This is a genomic window from Streptomyces sp. CNH189 (assembly GCF_000527195.1).
The window spans coordinates 181270-202730 of sequence record NZ_AZUS01000013.1 but is presented as its reverse complement, the minus strand read 5'-3'; the positions used below and the strand labels follow the sequence as shown (position 1 = coordinate 202730).

Sequence of the window (21461 nt, the reverse complement as noted above, 5' to 3'; positions counted from 1 at the left end):
TAGGACCATACCCACCGAATGCCCCACGTGGGGGTCTGCACCGGCGGGCGTCCACCCCCTCACCGACTTACTTGACTCGGCAAGTACATAGCCGTACCTTCGCCATGAAGTTGCTTGGCGAAGCAAATTCTCCCTTGATTTCCCACGCTGTTTCCGTACGAAAGGTCGATCATGACCAAGATTGGCATCATCCTCGGCAGCACCCGCCCGGGCCGCAACGGCGAGGCCGTGGCCCGCTGGGTGCACGAGGTCGCCGCCCGGCGCACCGACGCGGAGTTCGAGATCGTCGATCTCCTCGACTACGAGCTCCCGGTCCTGGACGAGCCGTACCCGGCGTCCCTGGGCAACTACACCCGGCCGCACACCGGGCCCTGGGCCGAGAAGATCGCGTCCCTGGACGGGTTCGTCATCGTGACGCCGGAGTACAACCGCTCCGTGCCGGGCGCCCTGAAGAACGCCATCGACTACCTCTACGCCGAGTGGAACAACAAGGCCGTCGGGTTCGTCAGCTACGGATCGGTCGGCGGCACCCGTGCCGTGGAGCACCTGCGCGGCATCGCGGGGGAGTTGCAGCTGGCCGACGTCCGCTCGCAGGTGGCCCTCTCCCTGTTCACGGACTTCGAGAACTTCAGCACCTTCAAGCCCGCGGAGGTCCAGCACGCCACCCTGACCGCCACCCTGGACCAGGTGGTCGCCTGGGCCAAGGCGCTGGAGCCGCTGCGCGCCGCCTGAGCGAGGCCCCGGTCCCGCCCGGACGGGACGTCGGTGCCGGCCCGGGACAGCCCCGGGCCGGCACCGACGGCCGTGTTCCGGCGAGATGTGCCGTACGGCCCGCGGGCCGCGGCGTGATGGTGTGTCATCGGGGCATGGCGGTCGAGGTGGGCGGGGCGGGAGCCGGCGGGCTGGACGAGGTCGTGCGGGTGCTGCGGGAGTGGCAGCACGAGAGGGCGCCCGTACAACTGCACCCGGGGGACGTGGGCTGGTTCCTGCGGTTCGGGGACGGGGCGGCCGCCGATGCGGTCAGGGTGTGGCGGCGGGACGGAGGGATCGTCGCCGTCGGCCTGCTGGACGGGCCCGACCTGCTGCGTCTGGCCCTCGCGCCCGACGCCCGGCGGGACGAGGACGTGGCGCGGCGGCTCACCGCGAACCTCACGGAGCCCGGACGGGGTGTCCTGCCCGAGGGGACGGTGTACGTCGAGGCCCCGAGGGGCGCGCTGGTCCGGGAGACCCTCGCCGACGCCGGCTGGAAGGACGACGAGCCGTGGACACCGCTGCACCGTGACCTCGCCGCTCCGGTGCCCCGCCCGGGCGTACGGATCGAGGTGACCGGACCGGACGGGGCGCGGGTGCGCAGCGCCGTGCAGCGGGCCGCGTTCGCCAACTCGGCCTTCTCGGAGGAGGCCTGGCACACGATGGCCGTCGCGCCGACCTACGCCGACGCCCGCTGCCTGGTCGCCTACGACGAACGGGGCGAAGCGGTGGCGGCGGTGACCGTGTGGTCGGCCGGACCGGGGCGTCCCGGGCTGCTGGAACCGCTGGGGGTGCACCGGGACCACCGCGGCCGGGGCCACGGCCGGGCGGTCACCCTCGCAGCGGCGGCCGCGCTCCGGGAGCTGGGCTCGTCGAGCGCCGTCGTGTGCACCCCCAGCTCCAACACGGCCGCCGTCGCCACCTACGCGTCGGCCGGTTTCCGGCGTCTTCCCGAGCTCCGGGACCTGCGCCGGGACGCGGCACCCCACCCCGCCGCGGCACCGCGCCCAGCTGGGTGATCACCGGTGGCGGGGCACAACGCCCGCTCATAGCTTCGGCTCATGAACAAACGTCACATCGCGTACCTCGCGTGCACCACCGCCGTCGTGGCCGCGGGGATCGGTGCCGCCCCGTCGTCCCATCTGACGACCGTGCACCGCGTACAGCCGGGGCAGTCCATCCAGAAGGCCGTGAACGCGGCCAAGTCGGGGGACACCGTCCTCCTGGCCGCCGGCACCTACAAGCAGAGCGTCGACATCAAGAAGTCCGGCATCACCCTGCGGGGCGACGCCGCGGGCCGCACCGTCCTGCAGCCGGCCGCGAAGGCGGGCACGTCCGCCTGTGCCAAGGCCGGCAACGGCGTCTGCGTCACCGGCACCGACAAGAAGCCCCTCAAGGACGTCTCCGTACGCCACCTGACGGTGCGGGGATACGCCAAGAACGGGGTGTGGGCCACCGCGACCGACAACCTCAAGGTCCGCCATGTCATCGCCGAGAAGAACGGCCAGTGGGGCATCGCCCAGGAACGCTCCGTGCGCGGCGTGCTCAGCCACAACGTCACCCGGAAGAACGGCGACGCCGGACTGTTCGTGGCCAACACCGTCGACACCGAGGAAGGCGCGCGCGACGCCAAGAGAACGGTGATCCGCTACAACAAGACCGCCGAGAACCGCGTCGGCGTCACCGTGCGCCGGCTGCGGAACGTCAGCGTCGACCACAACGAGGCCACCGGCAACTGCGCCGCCGTGTTCGTCGTGGGCGACGAGTCCAAGCCCCGCGCCGGCCACCTGAGCGTGTCCTGGAACAACATCCACGGCAACAACAAGTACTGCGCCAAGACGCCCCGGCTGCCCTTCCTCCAGGGCTCGGGCATCGTCCTCACCGGCGTCGAGGAGACCCGGGTGGCGTTCAACCGGGTCGAGAACAACAAGGGCACCTCCCCGCTGTCCGGCGGCATCGTGCTGTTCAAGAGCCTCGTCGGCACGCCCAGCGAGCGCAACGACGTCCGCGACAACCTGGTGACCGGCAACAGCCCCGCCGACCTGGCCAACCGCGACACCGCGAAGACCAACACCTTCAGCCGCAACACCTGCACCCTCTCCGAACCCGCAGGAATGTGCTGACCCGTCAGCCCCCCACCCCCACCCACGGCACAACAGCAGAAGCGAGGCAACGGATGACCACCGTTGATCCGGCTCCCCCGCCGCCCATGCGGCTGAGGGAGCTCGTATTCGGGGCGGCCTGCGCGGCCGCCGTTCGCGCGGCCGTCCGCCTGGGCGTGCCCGACGCGCTGGACGACGACCCCATGACCGTCGACGACCTGGCGGCGGCGGTGAAGACCCAGCCGCACACCCTGCGCCGGCTGCTCCGCGCGCTGTCGTGCCAGGGCGTCTTCACCGAGAACCCCGACGGCAGCTTCGAGCACACGGAGATGTCCCGGCTGCTGCGCGAGGACGATCCGCACAGCCTGCGCTACATCGCCCTGTGGTGCACCGAGCCCTGGACCTGGAACGTCTGGTCGCGCCTCGACGAGGCGGTGCGCACCGGCGGCAACGTCTTCGAGGACGTGTACGACCAGGAGTTCTTCACCTACCTCAACGAGTCGGCCCCCGAGTCCGCCCACGTCTTCAACCGGGCCATGACCACCTCCAGCGAGCAGTCCGCGCGGGACGTGGCCAAGCTGCTCGACCTGGACGACGCCTCCTCCGTGGTGGACATCGGTGGCGGCCAGGGACACGTCCTGGCCAGCCTCCTGGAGAAGCACCCCCACCTCCACGGCACCCTGCTCGACCTGCCGGGCGTCGTCGAGAACGCCGACCCCAGGCTGCGCGGAGGCGGCGCGCTCGCGGACCGGGTCCGCGTCGTGCCCGGCGACTGCCGCGAGGACGTGCCCGTCCAGGCCGACGTGTACATCATCAAGAACGTCCTGGAGTGGGACGACGACAGCACTCGCCGGGTGCTGGCCGCCATCCGCCGCTCGGCGCGGCCCGGGGCCCGGGTCGTCGTCATCGAGAACCTCGTCGACGACACCCCGTCCATGCGCTTCACCACCGCCATGGACCTGCTGCTGCTCCTCAACGTCGGCGGTGCCAAGCACACCCGGCAGAGCATGGTGGACCGCCTCACCGAGGCGGGGCTGACCATCGGCGAGATCCGCCCGGTCAACGCCTACCTGCACGCCTTCGAGTGCACCGTCGCCGGCTGACACACGACGGCACGGGCCGCACACCCCGAGGCCGCCGGCCCCGCGTCTGACGCGGGACCGGCGGCCTCGGGGTTCTCCAGGTGCGGCGGCTCAGGAGCCGGCGCCGCGCTCCCAGCGGTAGAAGCACTGGGCCATGGCGTCCTTCGGGCTGCGCCACGTGGCCGGGTCGTACGCGCTGACGTACGCCTCCAGCTCCTGGCTGACGCGGCGGAACTCGGGGTGCGAGGCCACCTTCGCGATGGCCGGCGCCGGGTCCTGCTCGGACTCGATGAGGTGCAGGTAGACGTCGTCCCCGAACTGGAAGAGACTGCGCCGGCTGACGCCGACCAGGTGGGGGAGTTCACCGCGGTCCGAGGCGGCGAACACGTCGGCGATCTGCGGTGCCGAGCCGGGCTTCATCCGGGCGACGATCAGGGCGTGGTGCATGGGATGTCCTTCCGTGTCCCGCGGGCGGGAGCGGTGCTCAGCGCGAGGACGCGACGGACGCGCTCTCGGTCTCGCGGGCGGCCTGCTCGATCTTGTCCCGGATGAGCGCCATCTGAGTGCGGGAGTTGCGGTTGATGTTGTCCGTCATCCACGCGTCGTCGACCGGAGCGTCGGGCTTCATCGCGAAGTCCTGCGTCCAGCGCATCTCGATCCCGCCCGGCACCTCCTCGTACTCCCACAGGATGTCCATGTGGGCGAACGGGCCGGTCTCGACGCGGCGGGCGCGCACGCTCCGCTTCCCGCGGTCGGGGGTGCGCTCCGACACCCAGCTCCACACCTTGCCGTTCTCGTCCGGGTGCATGGTCAGCCGGAACGTCGTCGTGGCGCCCTCCCGGGAGATGACCTCCACGGACGCGTACTCGCTGAACAGCCGCGGCCAGTTCTCCAGGTCGTTGGTCATCTCCCAGACGAGGTCGAAGGGAGCGTCGACGGTGATGCTGTTCTCCGTGTGTCCGGCCACTTTCAGGCTCCAGCCGTGAGGGTGCTGTTGACGAGGTTCAGGAACTCCCGGGGCGTCCTGCAGCGCTCCGAGTCGGGCGGCAGCGACACGCCGTACCGGTTCTCCAGCTCGCCGACGATGCCGAGCAGGCCGAGCGAGTCGAGGCCGAAGGAGTCGAAGGGGGACTCCGCGGCGTCCTTGAGTTCCTTGGGGTCGACGGTGATGCCGGCCGCCTGCTTCATCAGCGCGGCCAGTTCGTCGAAGGTCACTTCGGTGGTGATCATGGGTGACTGCTCCTTCCCCGCCCGGATCACCGGGCGGATTCGTCGCCGCGGCGCACGACCAGCGCCGCGTTGGAGCCCATCAGTCCCCGGCTGAGGACGAGGGCGGTGCGCAGCTCGGCGGGCCGAGCGTGCGAGGTCACCAGATCGATGTCGTGGCAGATGTCGAACACGTTGGGCGTGGGCGGCACCAGGCCCTGCTCCATGGCCAGCAGCGCGGCCACCGTGTCCAGCACGGGCGCCCCGCAGTACGCCCGGCCGTAGCCGGTCTTGGGCGCCGTCACCGGCACCCGCGTGCCGTGCGCGCCGAGGGCGTCGGCGATCGCCAGCGCCTCCGCGCGGTCCGCCTCGGGCACGCCCAGGGCGTCGGCGAAGACGACGTCGATCTCCTCCGGGGCGACGCCCGCGTCGTCGAGGGCGCCGGTGATCGCGTGCGCGAGGCCCTCACGGGACTCCGCCCAGCGGGAGGCCCCGGTGAACGTGGCCGAGTGACCGGCCACCACACCCCGTACGGGCACCCCGCGCTCACGGGCCCGCTCCTCGTCCTCGACGACGAGCAGCGCACCGCCCTCCGCGGGCACGAACCCGCACGCCTTCTCGGTGAACGGGCGGTAGGCACGGTCGGGGTCGTCGAGGGTGCTGAGCTCGGGGTAGCCGAGCTGGCAGACCATCGAGTACGGGGCCAGCGGTGCCTCCGCCGCCCCCACGACCATGACGTCGGTGCCGCGCCGTACCGCGCGGGCCGCGTGCGCGAGGGAGTCCAGACCGCCCGCCTCGTCGCTCGCGACCACCCCGCACGGCCCCTTCAGGCCGCCGCGGATGGAGATCTGCCCGGTGCTCGCCGCGTAGAACCAGGCGATCGACTGGTACGGCCCGACGAACTTGGAGCCCTTGCTCCACAGTTTCTGCAGCTCGCGCTGGCCGAACTCGCCGCCGCCGGAGCCGGCCGCGGTGACCACGCCGACCGAGTACGGGTCGGCGGGCTCGCCGCCCAGCCCGGCGTCGTCGAGGGCGAGCGCGGCCGCCGCCATCGCGAAATGGCTGAAGCGGTCGGTCTGCACCAGGAAGCGGTCCTCGATGAGGGCCGCCGGGTCGAAGGACCGCACCTCGCCCGCCACCCGCAGCGGAAGGTGCTCACAGCCCTCCCGGGTGATCAGGTCCAGTACGCCGAGCCCTTCGCGCACCGACTTCCAGTAGGCGTCGGTGCCCAGTCCGCCGGGCGCGACCACACCGATGCCGGTGACGGCCGCACGCCCGGAACGCCGCTTGCTCATCGTGTCCTCCCGCCTGCCCCGGACAGCAGCACCGCGGACTGGAAGCCGCCGAACCCGCTGCCGACGGAGAGCACGTGCTCCAGCTTCCGCGGACGGGCGGTGCGCGGCACGTAGTCCAGGTCGCACTCCGGGTCGGGGGTCTCGTAGTTCGCCGTCGGCGGCACGACCTGGTGTCGCAGCGCGAGCACGCAGGCGGCCACCTCGATGGCGCCGATGGCGCCGAGCGAGTGCCCCACCATCGACTTGATGGAGCTCATGGGCGTCTCGTACGCGTGCGCGCCCAGCGACCGCTTCACCGCGGCCGTCTCGTGCCGGTCGTTCTGCCGGGTGCCGGAACCGTGCGCGTTCACGTAGTCGATCCGGGTGGGATCGATACGGGCCTGGTCGAGGGTGCCGTCGATGGCCCGCGCCATCTCCAGACCCTCACTGGTCAGTCCGGTCATGTGGTAGGCGTTGCCGTAGGTGGCGTAGCCGCTGATCTCGCAGAGGATGTCCGCGCCGCGCGCCCGCGCGTGCTCGTACTCCTCCAGCACCAGCACCGCCGCGCCCTCGCCCATCACGAACCCGTCGCGGTGGGCGTCGAACGGCCGTGACGCGTGCTCCGGGTCGTCGTTGTTGGGCGACGTCGCCTTGATCGCGTCGAAGCAGGCCATCGTGATCGGTGAGATCGGCGAGTCCGACGCCCCGGCGATGCAGACGTCGGCCCGGCCCTCGCTGACGGTGTGGAACGCGTAGCCGACGGCGTCGAGTCCGGAGGTGCAGCCGGTGGAGACCGTCTGCACCGGGCCCCGGGCGTCGAACCGCTCGGCCACGGTGGAGGCGAGGGTGCTCGGCGCGAACGCCAGGTGCAGCTTCGGGTCCGCCTTGGTGTGGTCCACGTCCCAGCGCCGGCCGCTCTCGCTGACCAGCACGTAGTCGTGTTCCAGCCGGGTGGTGCCGCCGACCGCGCTGCCCAGGGACACCGCGGTGCGCCACGGGTCCACGGCCCCGGTGTCCAGCCCGGACTGCCGGACCGCCTCCTGGGCCGCGACCACGGCGAACTGGATGTAACGGTCGGCGTGCTGGCAGAGATCCGCGTCCAGGCCGTGCTCGAACGGGTCGAAGTCGCACTCGGCGGCGATGCGTGAGCGCAGACCCGCCGGATCGAACAGGGTGATGCCGCGGGTCGCGGTGCGGCCCGCGGCCAGCAGGTCCCAGAACGCCGTCGCCCCGATGCCGCCGGGAGCGACCACACCGATTCCGGTGACGGCCACCCGCCGGGTCATTTTATGGCCTCGCTCGGCTCGGCCGGGTGGGCCGCCTCAGGTCCGCCCACCGTCAACTGCGGTCCGGAGAGCGCGCTTTCGGTCTCCTCCGTGTCGACGTGCCCGAGGCTCGGGTGGGGCGCGAGGGGACCGAGGTGGAACACCATGCGGGCCTCCTCGTCACCGACGTTGCGGAAGCGGTGCCGCATGTCGATCGGGATCATCAGCCCCTGCTCGGCGCGGAGCGCGAACGGCTCGCCGTCCAGGTCCACTTCGAGCGCGCCGTTGACGACGTACACGAACTCCTCGGAGTACGGGTGGTAGTGCTCGGCGATCCGCTCGCCGGGCTTGATGACGGCCAGCCCCATGAAGCCGCTCGTGGAGCCCACGGTGGCCGGGGTGAGCAGGGTCCTGAGGTCACCCCCGCGCCGGCGGTTGGGTTCCGTCTCGCTCAGGTCCACGATGCGTGGATGCTGCTTGGACATGGTTGATACCTCCGGGTGTACCGGTGACGTCCGGGCGCTCGGGCGGCCGCGGACGTCACCGCGGTTGACCGTCAGGAAGCCGCCGCGCTGCGGTCGGTGACGGGCAGCATGTCGGCGTGCGACAGCAGCCGGTTGAGGGTGCGTTCCGAGTCCAGGGAGCCCTCGACGCCGATCGCGGCGCCGTCCAGGAGACGCTCCAGCTCCGCCGCCTTGCCCGGGCCCGTGATGCCGAGGGCGGCGAGCGGGTCCAGGTCGAGGTCGCCGGTCACGTCGACGAGGCGGACGACGATGTCGTCCCGCTGGAACACGGTGCTCGCGAACACCGGGCTGTCCGGGTCGCCGGCCGCGGTCTCGTCCTGCTGGGCGAGGAAGCGGGCCAGCTCCATGCCGCGGCCCGCGACGGCCGGGTAGTACAGCGCGTGCCGCCGCAGCCCGGCGGGCTCCGGCCGGCCGGACGCCACATGGTGCACGGCGGGCAGCGCGGCCCGGGTGAAGAACAGCCGCGCGGACTCGGGATCGGTCAGGTCCCGGTCCTGCTCCAGATAGGGGTTGATGGCCTCCTCGACCGCCCGCACCTCCGGCTGGCGCGCCACGTGACGCAGCGCGGCGAGCAGGTCGCCCTCCACCTCGACGGCCCGCACGACCCGGTTGCCGTGCATGAACAGCGAGGTGCGGCGCAGCCGCGTGGTGTCGTCGACCTGGGCCTTGGGCGACTCGTAGCCGGCCAGCAGCTCCGCGACCTTGGACTCGGAGCCCGGCTTGACGGTGAAGGTGAGGGCGTGGCGCGCCACACCGTCGCCGACCCGCACGGACGACTGCAGGCCCGCCCTGGCGGACTCGGAGCCCAGGGGGCGCTCGGGCATGGTCTCGCGCACGACGCTGTAGCGCATCGACCGGGTGTCCCGCACACAGCTGTGCATCGGCCGGACCGTCTCCACGTGCTCCTCGCTGTTCACCCACGCGAGGAACGGCGGCGCGCTCTCCCACTCGCTGGTGATCAGCCACTGCGAGGGGTTCTCGATCGACTGGCACAGCTGGTCGCTGATGTGACCGGGCACGGACGCGACCTTGCTGCGCATGTGCTCGTACGCCTCGAGGAACTGCTCCTGCGCCCCCTCGTACAGGTCGAGCAGCAGGATCACCCGCAGCCTGGAGCCGTCGAAGGCCGACTGCGATATGCGTCCCGACATGGTCATCCGGCGCACCTCTCCTCTAGTTCGGGAAACCCCTGTGGCGAGGTCTCCTCCGGAAGCTCTTCACGGAAGGTCAGGAACGACCGCCGTGTCCGATGGGCAGGGGGTCGCCATGTGTCGATGGTCGGCGCGGCCCGGGAAGCGCGCGAGCGACACGGGGCACGCGGGTGAACCGCGCGCCAACCGGGTGCCGCCCGGACGCGAAGGGGCCCGCACCCGGGATGAAATCGACACCCCGGGGATGACATCGACGTCCCGTTCCTCAACGGGACCCGGGCGAACGCTGGAGGCGTTTCAATGAACCGATCGGGTACGGCCGGCGAGGCGGTCCACCGCACGCCCGTCCTCATCGTGGGGGGCTCCCTGGTGGGCCTGTCCACGTCCCTGTTCCTGGGGCGGCTCGGTGTGCCGCACACGCTCGTCGAGCGTCATGCCGGCACGTCGATCCACCCGCGCGGGCGCGGCAACAACGTCCGCACCATGGAGCTGTTCCGCGCGGCCGGCGTGGACGGCAGGATCGTCGAAGCCGCGTCGGTGCTGGCGGACAACCACGGCATCCTGCAGACACCGAGCCTGGTGGAGGACGCGGGGGAGTGGCTGTTCCGGGAGATCGACCCGGGCGGCGGACTCGCCCGCTTCAGCCCCGCCGGCTGGTGCCTGTGCAGCCAGAACGACCTGGAGCCGGTGCTGCTGCGCAGCGCGCGGGAACTGGGCGGCGATCTGCGCTTCAGCACCGAGATGATGTCCTTCGACCAGGACGCCGACGGAGTGACGGCCCTGGTCAAGAGCCGGGAGACCGGCGAGCACACCACGGTCCGGGCGGACTACCTGGTGGCCGCGGACGGCCCGCGCAGCCCTGTGCGTGAGGCGCTGGGCATCGGGCACACCGGTCCCGGCGACCTGTTCCACAACGTCAGCGTCACCTTCACCTCGCGCGACCTCGCCGCCGTCGTCGGCGACCGCCGGTTCATCGTCTGCTACCTCACCAGCCCGGACGGCGACGGGGCGCTGCTGCCGGTCGACAACTGCGAGCGCTGGGTCTTCCACGCTCCCTGGCACCCCGAACACGGCGAGACGATCGAAGAGTTCACCGACGAGCGGTGCGTCGCGCACATCCGGCGGGCCGTGGGCGTCCCCGACCTGGACGTGACGATCACCGGCCGGGCCGCCTGGCACGCCGCCGAGCGGGTCGCCGAACGGTACGCCGACGGACGGGTGTTCCTGGCCGGTGACTCGGCCCACGAGATGTCGCCCACCGGCGCCTTCGGCTCCAACACCGGTATCCAGGACGCCCACAACCTCGCCTGGAAGCTGGCCGCGGTGCTCGGCGGCTGGGCCGGACCCGGCCTGCTCGACACCTACGACCGCGAGCGCCGGCCCGTCGCCGAGGCGACCAGCGCCCGCGCCTCGTCCCGCTCGGTGGAGCACAGCCATCCCGGGTACACGCCCGCCGAGGACACCACGGCGTCCACCGGCCGCAAGGGCGGCATCCTCAACGTGGCCCTGGCCTACCGCTATCCGCGCGGCGCGGTCCTGGGTGCCGACCCGGCGACGCCGGTGGTGCCGGACTCCGTCGCGCTGACGGGCGAGCCCGGCAGCCGCGCGCCGCACCTGTGGCTGGAGCGCGCCGGCACCCGCGTCTCCACGCTCGACCTCTACGAGCGCTCGCTGGTCCTGCTCACCTCGCCGCACAGCCCCTGGCAGGCCGCCGCGGCCGAGGTGGCGGCCGGTCTCCCGGTGCCGCTCGACGTGTACGGCATCGGCGAGGGCGCCGACCTGGTGCCCGAGCCGGGCACCGACTGGGCGGCCGCCCACGGCGTCACGCCGGACGGCGCGGTGCTGGTCCGGCCCGACGGCTTCGTCGCCTGGCGTCACGAAGGTCCGGCCGCCGACCCGGCGGGGGCGCTGCGGGAGGCGGTCGGCACCCTGCTGTCCCGCGCCTGACGGGGCACGGCCGCCGGGACGGCGCGGCTCAGCCGCTGCCGATGCCGCCCTGGCGGCCGCGTTCGGACTTGGCCAGATGCTGCTCGAAGCGCTGGAGCGCCGGACCGTCGACGTCCCAGGGCCACGGGGTGACGACACCCTGGAGGGCCTGGAACACCGGGTGGGCGTCCGCCGCGCGGCCGGCCGCGCACAGCGCGTACGCCAGGACGTTGAGGTCGGCGGCGGCCGCGGCGTGCTGGAAGAACCCGGGCTTCTGCCACAGCGTGGCCGCCTGGTGCAGTGCCGCCGCCATCTGTCCCCCCTCGAACAGCTGGCTTGCCGTCATCGCCCGCACCCCGCCCTGCGCCAGGATGCTCTGGTACTGCCGTACGGCCGCGGTGAGTTCGATCGCCGCACACGGCGCGTTGGCCGGGATGTGGGCGCGCACCGCGTCGACGAAGTCCAGTACCGAGGCGCTGGACCCGCCCTCCTCGGGCGACAGGTGCGCGAGCATCTGCAGGTAGGCCTCCCGGTGGTAGCGGTCCCGTCCGGTGGCCTCCCGCCAGAGCGCCTGGACGTCCCTGCTGTCGTACCGCTCCATCCGCGCGGTGCCGAGCAGGACCACCCACGGCAGCGGGTCCTCCGGTGCCAGCTCGGCGGCCCGGTGGCACCGGCCGACGACCTCCCGGGCGTCCTCCAGATGTCCGTCGCGCAGCCCCCGCGTCAGCTGGGTCCAGGAGTGGAACACCAGCGCGTCCGGCGCGTCCGGCTCCCGCTCCAGCCAGGCCGCCGCGATCCTGGTGCCGGCCGTCGCCTCGGCCAGCACGGACATCCGGTGGGAGCGTCTGTCCCAGTCGTCGCCGGTCTCCTCCAGGAGCTCGGAGATCAAGGTGGCGTCGGTCGCGCTGCCCTTCTTGCTCAACTTTCCAAGGACACGGGAGAGTTGATCGTCGCCGAGGGAACGGGAGATGCGGGGGCGTCTGCTGGTGCGGGTGCTGAAGAGGGGCATGCCGGAAGACTAGGAAGCCGTGGTGCCCGGGCAACCGTTTCCGGGTGATCGTTATCGATCTGGCCCTTACCGCAGGTCTTTCGGGCAGACCGGGGCGGGGCGGGGCAACCGGCCCCGCCCCGCCCCGCGGTCACCGCCGGCTCAGACCGCCGGGGCCGGGTACGTCGGGTACTCCACCCCGGAGACGTACTGGACGACGCGGACGACCTGGCAGGAGTAGCCGAACTCGTTGTCGTACCAGAGGTAGAGGATGGCGTTGTCGCCGTCGACCTTCAGCGCGCCGGCGTCGACGATCGAGGCGTGCCGCGAGCCGATGAAGTCGCTGGAGACCGCGTCGGGCGCGCTGATGAAGTCGATCTGGCGCTTCAGCGGCGAGGTCAGCGAGACGTTGCGCAGGTAGTCCAGGACCTCCTCGCGGTTCGTCGCGCGGGCCAGATGGAGGTTGAGGATGGCGATCGACACGTCCGGCACCGGTACGCGGATCGAGCTGCCGGTGATGGGTGCCTTCAGGTCGGGCAGCGCCTTGGCGACGGCCGACGCGGCACCGGTCTCGGTGATCACCATGTTGAGCGGCGCGGACCGGCCGCGGCGCTCGGACTTGTGGTAATTGTCCAGCAGGTTCTGGTCGTTGGTGAACGAGTGCACCGTCTCCACGTGGCCGCGCAGCACGCCGTACTCGTCCGCCATCGCCTTGAGCGGCGGCACGATCGCGTTGGTGGTGCAGGACGCGCAGGACAGGATCCGCTCGTCCGGCTTGAGGGTGTCGTGGTTGACCCCGTGCACGATGTTGGGCACGTCGCCCTTGCCGGGCGCGGTCAGCACCACCTTGTCGACGCCGGGGCGCAGGTGCTGCGAAAGGCCCTCGCGGTCACGCCACTTGCCGGTGTTGTCGATGAGGATGGCGTTGTCGATGCCGTACGCCGTGTAGTCGATCTCGGACGGGTCGTTCGCGTAGATCACCTTGACGGTGTTGCCGTTGGCGACGATCGTGCTGTTCGCCTCGTCGACGGTGATGGTGCCCTGGAACTGGCCGTGCACGGAGTCGCGCCGCAGCAGCGAGGCCCGCTTGACGATGTCCTGCTCGCCGCCCCGGCGCACGACGATCGCCCGCAGCCGCAGGCCGTTGCCGGAGCCGGCCTTCTCGATGAGCAGACGGGCGAGCAGCCGGCCGATGCGGCCGAAGCCGTAGAGGACGACGTCGCGCGGCTCGCGGCGGTCGATCTTGTCCGCGCCGGTCGCGCCGGCGACGGCCTCGGCGGTGAACTCGGCGACGGACCTGCCCCGGTCGTCGGCACGGTAGGACTCGGCGAGCAGACCGATGTCGATCTGCGACGGGCCGAGGTCCAGCGTGGTGAGCGCCTGGAGGAACGGCAGCGTCTCGGTGACGGACAGCTCCTCGCCGGCGATCTGCCGGGCGAAGCGGTGGGTCTTGAGGATGCTGACCACTGACTTGTTCACCAGGGAGCGGCTGTGCAGCAGGACGGTGACGTCCCGCTCCCGGTGCAGCTTCCCGATGATCGGGATCATCGACTCCGCGATCTCCTCGCGGTGCTTCCAGTTGGTGAACGAGTCTTCGTTGACAGTCACAGGATCATCTTTCGAGCTAGAGGGTGCTCATATGATAGCCATGCCGCTCGAAGGGTCCCGAGGGGGTCCGCCCGCAGGCTCGCAGGGGCTCGTCGGCGGGTACGTCCCGCAGGGTTGCGTGACGGGTGAACGGGTACGCGTCCCCTGCTGTGCCCGGGTTCGTACCAGTCCCGGGCGGGCCCCACGACCGCCGCTACCAGGGAATCTGCCATGGAGACACCCGCGCACGAGAACAACGCCCCCACGCCCGCGCAGCGGGCCCTGGACACGCTGTCCGAGAACACGGAGGACACGGCTGCGCTGGACGCCCTGGCGAACAGTGACGTGCTGATCCCCGTCCCCGACGACGCGGGCGACCAGGAGGCCGCCGACCCCGGAGCCGTCGCGCTGCCGGTGCTGGAACAGCCGGGCGGCACCCAGGTGGTGCCCGTGTTCACCTCCGAGCTGGAGATGGCCGGACTGCTCCCGTTCGTGTCCCGCTACCGCCTGGTCCCGCTCGGCGCCCTCGCCGCTCAGTGGCCGGCCGAGGACCTCTCCCTCACCATCGACGGCAGCTCCGACCACCGTCTGACCCTCACCTCGGAAGGGGTGCGCACGCTGCTCGCCCGCCCGTAGGGGCGCCTGCGTGCGTCAGCCCCGGCCCGTTCCGCCCGACATCGGGCAGGACGTGGGCCGGGGCTTCGTCGTCGATGTGCCCGGCGGAGGCGTTCAGTCGCCGAGAGCGCGGGCCAGGGCGGCGCGCTGGACCGGGAGTGTCTCGGCGTACAGTTCGCGGCCCCGCTCGGTCAGCTGCACGTAGACGCCGCGGCGGTCCGTCGGGCAGGTGCTGCGCTCGACCAGGCCGTTCTTCTCCAGCCGGGCGATGAGCCGGGACAGCGCGCTCTGACTGAGGTGGACCCGGCCGACCAGGTTCTGCACCCGGCACTGCTCACCGTGCGGGGGAGTGCTGGACGCGAGCAGGTGGAGCACCTCGAAGTCGGAGGCGCCCAGGCCGTAGGGGTGCAGAGCGCGGTCGATCTCGCCCTGGGTGCGGGCGTGCACCGCGAGGATGTCCCGCCACCGTTCCTCGAGCCGCGCCTCGTCGGCCATCCCTGCCATACCGGCACCGTAACACTTGTTCGATATTCAATGAACGGGCCCGTCGGCCTCAGGTCGAGGCCGCTGCACCCGGCGACGGCGTGGTTCCGTCACCTGTGACACCGGCACGGTTGCCGGGAGTCAGGGCCCCGGCCACCGCTTTCACGTTCAACTTCCTTACTGGGTAAGGGGGTTGAGTCAGGACAAGGTGCCCGCGGTACGGGACACGGGGACCCCGGGCGCGGCACAGTGGGAGGGCGCCGCGAGACACGGAAGCCCGGCGTGGAGGTGGACGACATGCTGAGCACTCCCGCCGACGGGACACGACTGCGCATCCTCGCGTGGCTGGGCGAACCCGGCACCGCCGAACGCGGCCTCACCGCGGACGACGTCGCCCGCCGGCTGGGCGTGCCCCGCCCCGCCGCCGTCACCCACCTCCGGCTGCTCACCTCGCTCGGCCTGCTCCGCACCACCGTCCACGACGACAGCCCCCGCTACCGACGCGACGAGATCCGCGTCGCCGAGGTGACCCAGCTCTTCGCGAAGGGCTGGTAGCGGGCGGCAGCGGGCCGTGCGCCCCGCAGCGGATCGGGACCTTGCGCGGGTCCGCCGCGCCGCCGTTCGCCGGACTAGACTGATCACATGCCAGTGGGAGACGCGCGACCGTGACAGCCCCGGACACCGCGCGCCCCCCGGCCCGTCACCGCGTACGCGCCCAGGCCCCCGTCGTCGGCGCGGTCGCGGCGGGCGGCGGCCTGGGAGCGGCGGCCCGGTACGCGGCCACCCTGTGGTGGCCGATGCCGGGGGACTCCTTCCCCTGGACGATCCTCTGGGTCAACGTCCTCGGCTGCGCCGTGATCGGCGCGTTCATGGTGATCGTGGCCGAGGTACGCACCGCGCATCGCCTGCTCCGTCCGTTCTTCGGCACCGGCGTCCTCGGCGGTTTCACGACCTTCTCGACGTACGCGGTGGACATCCGGGGTCTGTTCGAGGCCGGCCGCCACGGCGCCGCGTTCCTCTACCTGGCCGTCACGCCTGCCGTGGCCCTGACCGCCGTGTGGGCGGCCACCGCGGTCACCCGCCGGGCACTGATCAGGAGGCAGCCATGACCACATCGACCCAGGGCGCCCTGCGCCTCACAGTGCTGGTCGGCGAGTGCGACACCTGCCGCCACCGGCCCCTCTACTCGGAGATCGTCCACCGGGCGCACGCGGCCGGGCTCGCCGGTGCCAGTGTGTTCCGAGGGATCGAAGGTTTCGGGACCTCGTCGCTCGTGCACACCTCCCGGCTGCTGTCGATGAGCGAGGACCTGCCGGTGGCGGTCGTCGTCGTCGACACCGAGGAGCGGGTGCGGGCCTTCCTGCCGGAGGTCGACGCGCTCGTCACGGAAGGGCTGGTGCTCCTCGAGCGGTGCGAGATCGTTCCCCGGAGCGCAAGCGGCTTCGACGCGACGGGGCAGAAGCGCGGGTGAACTGGCTGTACGTGGTGGCCGGTGCGATGGTCGGGGCGCCGTTGCGGTATCTCACCGACCGAGCGGTGCAGTCCCGGACCGGCTCGGGGCTCCCCTGGGGGACCCTCACGGTCAACGTCGCCGGCAGTCTGATCCTCGGCCTGGTCACCGGTGCGGCGGCCGCGGGCGCCGCGGGGCCCGATCTCCAACTGCTGCTCGGCACCGGCCTGTGCGGGGCGCTGACCACCTACTCGACCTTCTCCTACGAGACCCTCCGCCTGGTGGAGGGCGGCGCACGCGGTCACGCGGTGGCCAACGTCGTGGTGAGCACGGCGGCCGGCCTGGGCGTCGCCTACGCGGGGGCGGCGCTGGCCGGGGCGGTGTGGTCGTAGCGGAACCGGACCGGTCCCGGAGCCGGCGGGGGTCAGCCGCCCGCCGTGCGCAGCGGCTCACCGACGTCCCGCAGATGGCGCAGCGCGGTGCGATGCGAGGCGAGCAGCCCCGTCCGGCAGTAAGGGATGCCCAGCTCGGCGCAGTACCGCTCGGTGACGACCTGCGCCTCGGCGAGGGCGGGCGTCGGCATGCTGGGGAAGAGGTGGTGCTCGATCTGGTAGTTGAGGCCGCCCATGAACACGTCGGTCAGCGGGCCGCCGTCGACGTTGCGGGAGGTGAGCACCTGACGGCGCAGGAAGTCCAGCTCGGTCCCCTCCTCGATCATCGGCATGCCCTTGTGGTTCGGCGCGAACACCGAGCCGAGGTAGAGACCGAACAGCCCTTGGTGAACGGCGAGGAAGACGAGCGCCTTGCCGGGGGACAGGACCGAGAAAAGGCCGCCGAAATACACGGCGAAATGCGCGACGAGCAGCGTTCCCTCCAGCACCGGCCGTTTCATCGACGGGCTGCGCAGCGCCTTGAAACTGCTGAAACTCAGGTTCAGTCCCTCAAGGGTCAGCAGCGGGAAGAAAAGGGCTGCCTGGTGTTTCCCGATGAACCGGGCAGGCCCCTTGGCCCGGCGTGCCTGTCCCCGTGACCACACGATGATGTCCGGCGCGACGTCCGGGTCCTTGCTCTCGTGATTCGGGTTGGCGTGGTGGCGGGTGTGCTTGTTCATCCACCAGCCGTAACTCATCCCGAGGAGCACGTCGGCCACCAGCAGACCGCCGATCTCGCTGGGGCGCCGGCGGGAGAACACCTGGCGGTGGGCCAGGTCGTGCGCCGCCAGCCCGAGCTGCCCGGACACCAGGGCCAGCACGGCGGCGACAAGCAGCTGACTCCAGCTGTCGCCCAGGACGAGGAAGGCGGCGACGCTCCCGGCGAGCGTCAGACCCACGGCGGTGAACCGGACCGTGTAGTACAGCGGACGGCGCCGGAGCAGGCCCGCGTCGGCCATGCGCCGTGACAGCTCCGAGAAATCACTCCCTCGCCCCGCTCCTTCTTTCCGCGCGTCCTTCCGCGCGTTTCCCTGTCGCCCTGTTTCCTTTTCCCCTTCACTCGAGGAGGGGATGCCGGTCAGTACCGTCGAATTGGCCATACGGCCCAGTATGGGAACGATCTTGCCTCCGAAGAATGGCGGTGGCCCCCCAGGGGTACGTGGGCCACCCCCCGGGGGAAGGGGTGGTGACCCCCGTGCCGGGGGTGTGGTTCGCCTCACCCCTGCCCGTCCTCGCTTGACAGTGCCGACGGCCGCCGCGCACCATCGGCTCGTGAACCTGTCAGACAGCCAGACAGGTGGTGCGGTACCCCGTCGCGTCGGCGCGATGGAGGCGGTGCTCGCCCACCTCCGTGACGCGATCGAACGCGGCGAGTACGCGATCGGCGAGAAGCTCCCCTCCGAGGCGGAGCTGTGCCGCGGCCTCGAGGTCTCCCGCCCGGTGCTGCGGGAGGCGCTGCGGGCCCTGCAGACCATGGGCCTGACCGTGTCCCGCACCGGCAAGGGCACCTTCGTGGTGGCCGACGCGGTCCAGGACGCCACCTTCGGCGACTACACGGCCGGGGACCTCATGGAGGTGCGCCGGCACATCGAGATCCCGGTCGCCGGGTACGCGGCCCTGCGCCGCACGTCCGAGGACGCGGACCGGCTGCGGAACCTGCTGGAGCGGATGGAGCGGGAGACCGACACCACCGCCTGGGTGGCCATGGACACCCTCTTCCACCTCACCGTGGCCGAGGCCGCCCACAACCCGGTGTTCCGGCGGGTCCTCGAGGAGATCCGGGACGCGCTGGCCCGCCAGTCCGCCTTCCTCAACGAGCTCGGCGGGCGCCGCGCGCAGTCCGACTGCGAGCACCGGGCGATCGTCGAGGCGCTGACCGACGGCTCCGAGCCGGACGCCGTCCGGGCCATGACCCACCACCTCGACCGTGTCGAGACGACCCTGACCGACCTCGTGCGCTCCGCGCGCACGCCGGGCCCGCGCACCACCCCCGCGCCGGTCCACCACCACAACACGCAGGCAGTGTGATGCTCAGCAGTCTCCCCGCGGACGCACCCCCGATCCGCGAACCCCTCCACGCCCCCGTCGCCCACCTGATACGCGGCGGCGTGGTGGAAGGCGTCCATTACGGCTCCGTCGTCGTGCTCGACGGCGACGGCCGGGTCCGGTTCCGCCTCGGTGACCCCGAGGCCGCCTTCTACCCGCGCTCCGCGCTCAAGCCCCTGCAGGCGGTCGCCATGGTCCGCGCGGGCCTCCCGCTCGACGGCGAACTGCTGTCGCTGGGGGCGGCCAGCCACTCCGGCGAGGAACGCCACCTCGCCGGCACCCGGCGCATCCTCGCGCGCGCAGGGCTGGCCGAGGACCGTCTGCTGAACGTGCCCGACCTGCCCTTCGACCCGGTCGTCCGGGACACCTGGGTGCGTGAGGGCAGGGCCCCGTCCCGGCTCGCCCAGAACTGCTCCGGCAAGCACGCCGCGATGCTGTACACGGCGAAGCTGAACGGCTGGTCGCTCGGTGACTACCTCGACCCCGCGCACCCGCTGCAGCGGGCGATCGCCGAGACGGTCGAGGACCTCACCGGCCGGCGCGTCGCGGCGGTCACCGTCGACGGCTGCGGCGCCCCCCTGTTCGCGGTCTCCCTGGAGGGCCTGGCCCGCGCCGCCGCCCGCATCACCACGGCGGCGCCCGGCACCTCCGAGGCCAGGGTCGCCGACGCGATGCGCGCGCACGCCGAGATGGCGTCCGGCTCCGGCCGGGACGTGGCCGCGCTGATGCGGTCCGTGCCGGGGCTGCTCGCCAAGGATGGCTTCGAGGGTGTCCAGGTGGCCGCGCTGCCCGACGGCCGGGCGGTCGCCGTCAAGATCGCCGACGGCGCCGGACGCGCCCGCATCCCGGTGGCCGCGGCGGCCCTCGCCCAGGCGGGCGTGGACCCGGCCCTGCTCGCCGACTTCACGGGCGAGACGGTCCTGGGCGGCGGCAGGCCGGTCGGCGGCATCCGTCCGGTCCGCGCACTGGACGGGGCGGGCGCCCCGGTCTGCGCCTGAAGCCTGTTCGGCGGAGCAAGCCGGGGAAGACGGCGGGACCGTGCAGCCCGGGCGAGCGGCGTGCCCGCGCCGGTTCGGGCAGCCCGACCGGCCAGGTGTTCATGGCGCCGCCTTTCCGGACGGTCGCGTCACGAGGCGCTGCAAGGCCTGGACGGCCGCCTCGGGTGCTGCCGCGCCGGGAGGGACGGCCGCCCCCCGGCGTCATGCGCGTGGCAGCCATGGGGCTCGGGGCGTCCGTCGCAACGACGTACGGGCTCGGGGCGGTGCCGTGGACCGGACGGGCGTGGCCGGATGACGCAGGCCGCCCGGCCCGCCGTCGTCCGGTGTGGCCCGCGGAGGCGTGCGGCGGCGGTCGTCAGTCCTTCGGGACCGGGCCCCATCGCAGGCGCAGGAACACCGCCACCCCCGCTCCGCCCAGCAGGGCGGCCCCGGCGATCGTCCAGGTCACCGGGCGGTCGTCGGCGTCGTTCCGGCGGGGCGCGGGCAGGGCCACGGTGTCCGCCTCCGGGCCGCCCGGCGGGCCGGCGCGCAGGGCGTCCAGCGAGCCCACCGGCTGGACGTGTCCGGCCGCCTCGAAGCCCCAGTCCAGGAGCGAGCGCGTCTCCTCGTACACCGCGTGCCCGTCGTCCGACCGGGGGTTCATCACCGTGGCCACCAGCGTGCGACCCCCGCGTCGCGCGGCGGCTACCAGCGTGTTGCCGGCGTTGCTGGTGTAGCCGTTCTTGACCCCGATCAGCCCTCGGTACGGAGTGACCCCGTCCGCCCCCGTCAGCAGGCGGTTGGTGTTCACGATCGGGTAGTGCCCGCCGTCGCGGGCCGGAAAGCTGGCCTCCGCCCTGGCGCAGTACGTCGCGAACTCCGGGCTGCGCAGCCCCGCGCGGCCGAACACCGCGAGGTCGAACGCGGAGGACACCTGGCCCGGAGCGTCGTACCCGTCGGGCGACTTCACCCGGGTGTCCCGGGCCCCCAGGGCACGCGCCTTCTCCTCCATCCGTTCGGCCGTGACCCGCCACCCCCCGCTGAGCGCCGCCAGCACCCGCACGGCGTCGTTGCCGGAGTTGAGGAAGACCCCGTTCCACAGGTCGGAGACGCGGTACGACCGGTTCTCGGCGACCCCGACGAGACTGCTCCCCGGCCCGATGCCCTCCAGTTCCTCGGGGCGGACGCGGTGCCGGATGCCGGACGGCAGGGCCGGCATCACGGTCAGCGCGAACAGTGTCTTGAGAGTGCTGGCCGGAGGCAGCCTGCGGTGCGCGTCGTGCGCCGCCAGCACCTCGCCGGTGCCTGCGTCGGCGACCAGCCACGAGCGGGCGGACAGGTCCGGGACCTCGGGCGTCCCCGCACGCGGGCGGACGTGTGTGCCGGGCCGGTACAGCAGGGACGCGGGCGCGTCCGTCGTCCGCGGCCCGGGGTCGGCACCGGGCCCGGTCGTCGCCGCTGCGGGCGCCAGCGCCAGCAGGCCCGCGGCGCAGAGCGCACACCCCGACACGGCAGCCCGCGAAGCAAATCCGATAGTCATACCGCAAACGTAGGAATCGGCGCCCCGGACACCGTGCTGCCCCGGCCGCGAGCCGCCCGCGAGC

Annotated in this window: 24 protein-coding genes; 12 read left to right on the top strand and 12 right to left on the bottom strand. The window is 72.3% G+C overall.

The window, feature by feature from the left end:
* Positions 1–171: 171 nt before the first annotated feature.
* From B100_RS0119360 to B100_RS0119345, 4 genes are all read left to right on the top strand, one after another.
* Positions 172–732 (top strand): NAD(P)H-dependent oxidoreductase, encoded by a 561-nt coding sequence (locus B100_RS0119360; protein ID WP_024886091.1) that lies wholly within the window; start codon positions 172–174, stop codon positions 730–732.
* A 134-nt stretch (positions 733–866) separates the two neighbouring features.
* A complete protein-coding gene (locus tag B100_RS0119355) occupies positions 867–1769 on the top strand; it encodes a GNAT family N-acetyltransferase (RefSeq protein WP_024886090.1) in 903 nt (300 codons plus the stop codon).
* A 42-nt stretch (positions 1770–1811) separates the two neighbouring features.
* The gene (locus B100_RS0119350; RefSeq protein ID WP_024886089.1) at positions 1812–2873 is read left to right on the top strand and encodes a right-handed parallel beta-helix repeat-containing protein; all 1062 of its coding nucleotides are present in this window, start codon (positions 1812–1814) and stop codon (positions 2871–2873) included.
* 53 nt (positions 2874–2926) lie between these two features.
* Complete coding sequence (locus B100_RS0119345) at positions 2927–3955, top strand: methyltransferase (protein ID WP_024886088.1); 1029 nt, start codon at positions 2927–2929, stop codon at positions 3953–3955.
* A 90-nt stretch (positions 3956–4045) separates the two neighbouring features.
* Here the strand turns inward: B100_RS0119345 and B100_RS0119340 are convergent, their stop codons facing one another.
* From B100_RS0119340 to B100_RS0119310, 7 genes are all read right to left on the bottom strand, one after another.
* Entirely contained in the window at positions 4046–4381 is a 336-nt protein-coding gene (locus B100_RS0119340) for a TcmI family type II polyketide cyclase (protein WP_024886087.1), read from the bottom strand.
* 37 nt (positions 4382–4418) lie between these two features.
* Positions 4419–4901: an SRPBCC family protein gene (locus tag B100_RS0119335; RefSeq protein WP_024886086.1), complete on the bottom strand. Its 483-nt coding sequence runs from the start codon at positions 4899–4901 to the stop codon at positions 4419–4421.
* A gap of 2 nt (positions 4902–4903) precedes the next feature.
* Positions 4904–5164, bottom strand: a complete 261-nt coding sequence (locus B100_RS0119330; RefSeq protein ID WP_024886085.1) for an acyl carrier protein — start codon at positions 5162–5164, stop codon at positions 4904–4906.
* A gap of 26 nt (positions 5165–5190) precedes the next feature.
* Positions 5191–6435, bottom strand: coding sequence for a ketosynthase chain-length factor (locus tag B100_RS0119325; protein WP_024886084.1), 1245 nt, complete (start codon positions 6433–6435; stop codon positions 5191–5193).
* Positions 6432–7700, bottom strand: a complete 1269-nt coding sequence (locus B100_RS0119320; RefSeq protein ID WP_024886083.1) for a beta-ketoacyl-[acyl-carrier-protein] synthase family protein — start codon at positions 7698–7700, stop codon at positions 6432–6434. The genes B100_RS0119325 and B100_RS0119320 overlap by 4 nt, the downstream gene beginning before the upstream one ends.
* Positions 7697–8164 carry a cupin domain-containing protein gene (locus tag B100_RS0119315; protein ID WP_024886082.1) on the bottom strand — a complete coding sequence of 156 codons (468 nt, stop codon included), beginning with the start codon at positions 8162–8164 and terminating at the stop codon, positions 7697–7699. The genes B100_RS0119320 and B100_RS0119315 overlap by 4 nt, the downstream gene beginning before the upstream one ends.
* 71 nt (positions 8165–8235) lie before the next feature.
* Positions 8236–9360 carry a SchA/CurD-like domain-containing protein gene (locus B100_RS0119310; RefSeq protein WP_024886081.1) on the bottom strand — a complete coding sequence of 375 codons (1125 nt, stop codon included), beginning with the start codon at positions 9358–9360 and terminating at the stop codon, positions 8236–8238.
* 294 nt (positions 9361–9654) lie between these two features.
* Between B100_RS0119310 and B100_RS0119305 the strand changes: the two genes are divergently transcribed.
* Positions 9655–11301 carry an FAD-dependent oxidoreductase gene (locus tag B100_RS0119305; RefSeq protein ID WP_024886080.1) on the top strand — a complete coding sequence of 549 codons (1647 nt, stop codon included), beginning with the start codon at positions 9655–9657 and terminating at the stop codon, positions 11299–11301.
* A 28-nt stretch (positions 11302–11329) separates the two neighbouring features.
* Here B100_RS0119305 and B100_RS0119300 read toward each other — a convergent pair whose 3' ends face one another.
* The gene (locus B100_RS0119300) at positions 11330–12289 is read right to left on the bottom strand and encodes a hypothetical protein (RefSeq protein ID WP_024886079.1); all 960 of its coding nucleotides are present in this window, start codon (positions 12287–12289) and stop codon (positions 11330–11332) included.
* Positions 12290–12430: 141 nt separating this feature from the next.
* Positions 12431–13876 (bottom strand): glyceraldehyde-3-phosphate dehydrogenase, encoded by a 1446-nt coding sequence (locus tag B100_RS0119295; protein ID WP_024886078.1) that lies wholly within the window; start codon positions 13874–13876, stop codon positions 12431–12433.
* A gap of 210 nt (positions 13877–14086) precedes the next feature.
* Here B100_RS0119295 and B100_RS0119290 point away from each other — a divergent pair, with 210 nt between their 5' ends.
* On the top strand, positions 14087–14491 hold the full coding sequence (locus B100_RS0119290; RefSeq protein WP_024886077.1) for an SseB family protein: 405 nt from the start codon (positions 14087–14089) through the stop codon (positions 14489–14491).
* A 93-nt stretch (positions 14492–14584) separates the two neighbouring features.
* On the opposite strand, the gene B100_RS0119285 is transcribed toward B100_RS0119290, so the two are convergent.
* Entirely contained in the window at positions 14585–14974 is a 390-nt protein-coding gene (locus B100_RS0119285; RefSeq protein WP_024886076.1) for a MarR family transcriptional regulator, read from the bottom strand.
* Positions 14975–15241: 267 nt separating this feature from the next.
* On the opposite strand from B100_RS0119285, the gene B100_RS0119280 reads away from it, so the two are divergent.
* The 4 genes from B100_RS0119280 (at position 15242) to crcB (B100_RS0119265) (ending at position 16795) form a co-directional block, all read left to right on the top strand.
* Positions 15242–15508 carry a helix-turn-helix domain-containing protein gene (locus B100_RS0119280; RefSeq protein ID WP_024886075.1) on the top strand — a complete coding sequence of 89 codons (267 nt, stop codon included), beginning with the start codon at positions 15242–15244 and terminating at the stop codon, positions 15506–15508.
* Positions 15509–15618: 110 nt separating this feature from the next.
* The gene (gene crcB, locus B100_RS0119275) at positions 15619–16062 is read left to right on the top strand and encodes a fluoride efflux transporter CrcB (protein WP_024886074.1); all 444 of its coding nucleotides are present in this window, start codon (positions 15619–15621) and stop codon (positions 16060–16062) included.
* On the top strand, positions 16059–16424 hold the full coding sequence (locus B100_RS0119270; RefSeq protein ID WP_024886073.1) for a DUF190 domain-containing protein: 366 nt from the start codon (positions 16059–16061) through the stop codon (positions 16422–16424). Before crcB (B100_RS0119275) ends, B100_RS0119270 begins: the two co-directional genes overlap by 4 nt.
* Complete coding sequence (crcB, locus tag B100_RS0119265; protein WP_024886072.1) at positions 16421–16795, top strand: fluoride efflux transporter CrcB; 375 nt, start codon at positions 16421–16423, stop codon at positions 16793–16795. Before B100_RS0119270 ends, crcB (B100_RS0119265) begins: the two co-directional genes overlap by 4 nt.
* A 32-nt stretch (positions 16796–16827) precedes the next feature.
* On the opposite strand, the gene B100_RS0119260 is transcribed toward crcB (B100_RS0119265), so the two are convergent.
* A complete protein-coding gene (locus B100_RS0119260; RefSeq protein ID WP_024886071.1) occupies positions 16828–17793 on the bottom strand; it encodes an acyl-CoA desaturase in 966 nt (321 codons plus the stop codon).
* Between the two features lie 313 nt (positions 17794–18106).
* Between B100_RS0119260 and B100_RS0119255 the strand changes: the two genes are divergently transcribed.
* Both B100_RS0119255 and B100_RS0119250 read left to right on the top strand, forming a co-directional pair.
* Entirely contained in the window at positions 18107–18862 is a 756-nt protein-coding gene (locus tag B100_RS0119255) for a FadR/GntR family transcriptional regulator (RefSeq protein WP_078541012.1), read from the top strand.
* Positions 18862–19878 carry an asparaginase gene (locus tag B100_RS0119250; RefSeq protein ID WP_024886069.1) on the top strand — a complete coding sequence of 339 codons (1017 nt, stop codon included), beginning with the start codon at positions 18862–18864 and terminating at the stop codon, positions 19876–19878. Before B100_RS0119255 ends, B100_RS0119250 begins: the two co-directional genes overlap by 1 nt.
* Positions 19879–20233: 355 nt before the next feature.
* Here the strand turns inward: B100_RS0119250 and B100_RS0119245 are convergent, their stop codons facing one another.
* Complete coding sequence (locus B100_RS0119245; RefSeq protein ID WP_024886068.1) at positions 20234–21397, bottom strand: serine hydrolase; 1164 nt, start codon at positions 21395–21397, stop codon at positions 20234–20236.
* Between the last annotated feature and the right edge of the window lie 64 nt (positions 21398–21461).

Excerpts from the sequence above, each read along its gene's own strand:
- B100_RS0119360 (WP_024886091.1), top strand. The coding sequence starts at position 172 with ATGACCAAGATTGGCATCATCCTCGGCAGCACCCGCCCGGGCCGCAAC.
- B100_RS0119355 (WP_024886090.1), top strand. The coding sequence starts at position 867 with ATGGCGGTCGAGGTGGGCGGGGCGGGAGCCGGCGGGCTGGACGAGGTC.
- B100_RS0119350 (WP_024886089.1), top strand. The coding sequence starts at position 1,812 with ATGAACAAACGTCACATCGCGTACCTCGCGTGCACCACCGCCGTCGTG.
- B100_RS0119345 (WP_024886088.1), top strand. The coding sequence starts at position 2,927 with ATGACCACCGTTGATCCGGCTCCCCCGCCGCCCATGCGGCTGAGGGAG.
- B100_RS0119340 (WP_024886087.1), bottom strand. The coding sequence starts at position 4,381 with ATGCACCACGCCCTGATCGTCGCCCGGATGAAGCCCGGCTCGGCACCG.
- B100_RS0119330 (WP_024886085.1), bottom strand. The coding sequence starts at position 5,164 with ATGATCACCACCGAAGTGACCTTCGACGAACTGGCCGCGCTGATGAAG.
- B100_RS0119325 (WP_024886084.1), bottom strand. The coding sequence starts at position 6,435 with ATGAGCAAGCGGCGTTCCGGGCGTGCGGCCGTCACCGGCATCGGTGTG.
- B100_RS0119320 (WP_024886083.1), bottom strand. The coding sequence starts at position 7,700 with ATGACCCGGCGGGTGGCCGTCACCGGAATCGGTGTGGTCGCTCCCGGC.
- B100_RS0119315 (WP_024886082.1), bottom strand. The coding sequence starts at position 8,164 with ATGTCCAAGCAGCATCCACGCATCGTGGACCTGAGCGAGACGGAACCC.
- B100_RS0119310 (WP_024886081.1), bottom strand. The coding sequence starts at position 9,360 with ATGACCATGTCGGGACGCATATCGCAGTCGGCCTTCGACGGCTCCAGG.
- B100_RS0119305 (WP_024886080.1), top strand. The coding sequence starts at position 9,655 with ATGAACCGATCGGGTACGGCCGGCGAGGCGGTCCACCGCACGCCCGTC.
- B100_RS0119300 (WP_024886079.1), bottom strand. The coding sequence starts at position 12,289 with ATGCCCCTCTTCAGCACCCGCACCAGCAGACGCCCCCGCATCTCCCGT.
- B100_RS0119290 (WP_024886077.1), top strand. The coding sequence starts at position 14,087 with ATGGAGACACCCGCGCACGAGAACAACGCCCCCACGCCCGCGCAGCGG.
- B100_RS0119285 (WP_024886076.1), bottom strand. The coding sequence starts at position 14,974 with ATGGCAGGGATGGCCGACGAGGCGCGGCTCGAGGAACGGTGGCGGGAC.
- B100_RS0119270 (WP_024886073.1), top strand. The coding sequence starts at position 16,059 with ATGACCACATCGACCCAGGGCGCCCTGCGCCTCACAGTGCTGGTCGGC.
- B100_RS0119260 (WP_024886071.1), bottom strand. The coding sequence starts at position 17,793 with ATGGCCGACGCGGGCCTGCTCCGGCGCCGTCCGCTGTACTACACGGTC.
- B100_RS0119250 (WP_024886069.1), top strand. The coding sequence starts at position 18,862 with ATGCTCAGCAGTCTCCCCGCGGACGCACCCCCGATCCGCGAACCCCTC.
- B100_RS0119245 (WP_024886068.1), bottom strand. The coding sequence starts at position 21,397 with ATGACTATCGGATTTGCTTCGCGGGCTGCCGTGTCGGGGTGTGCGCTC.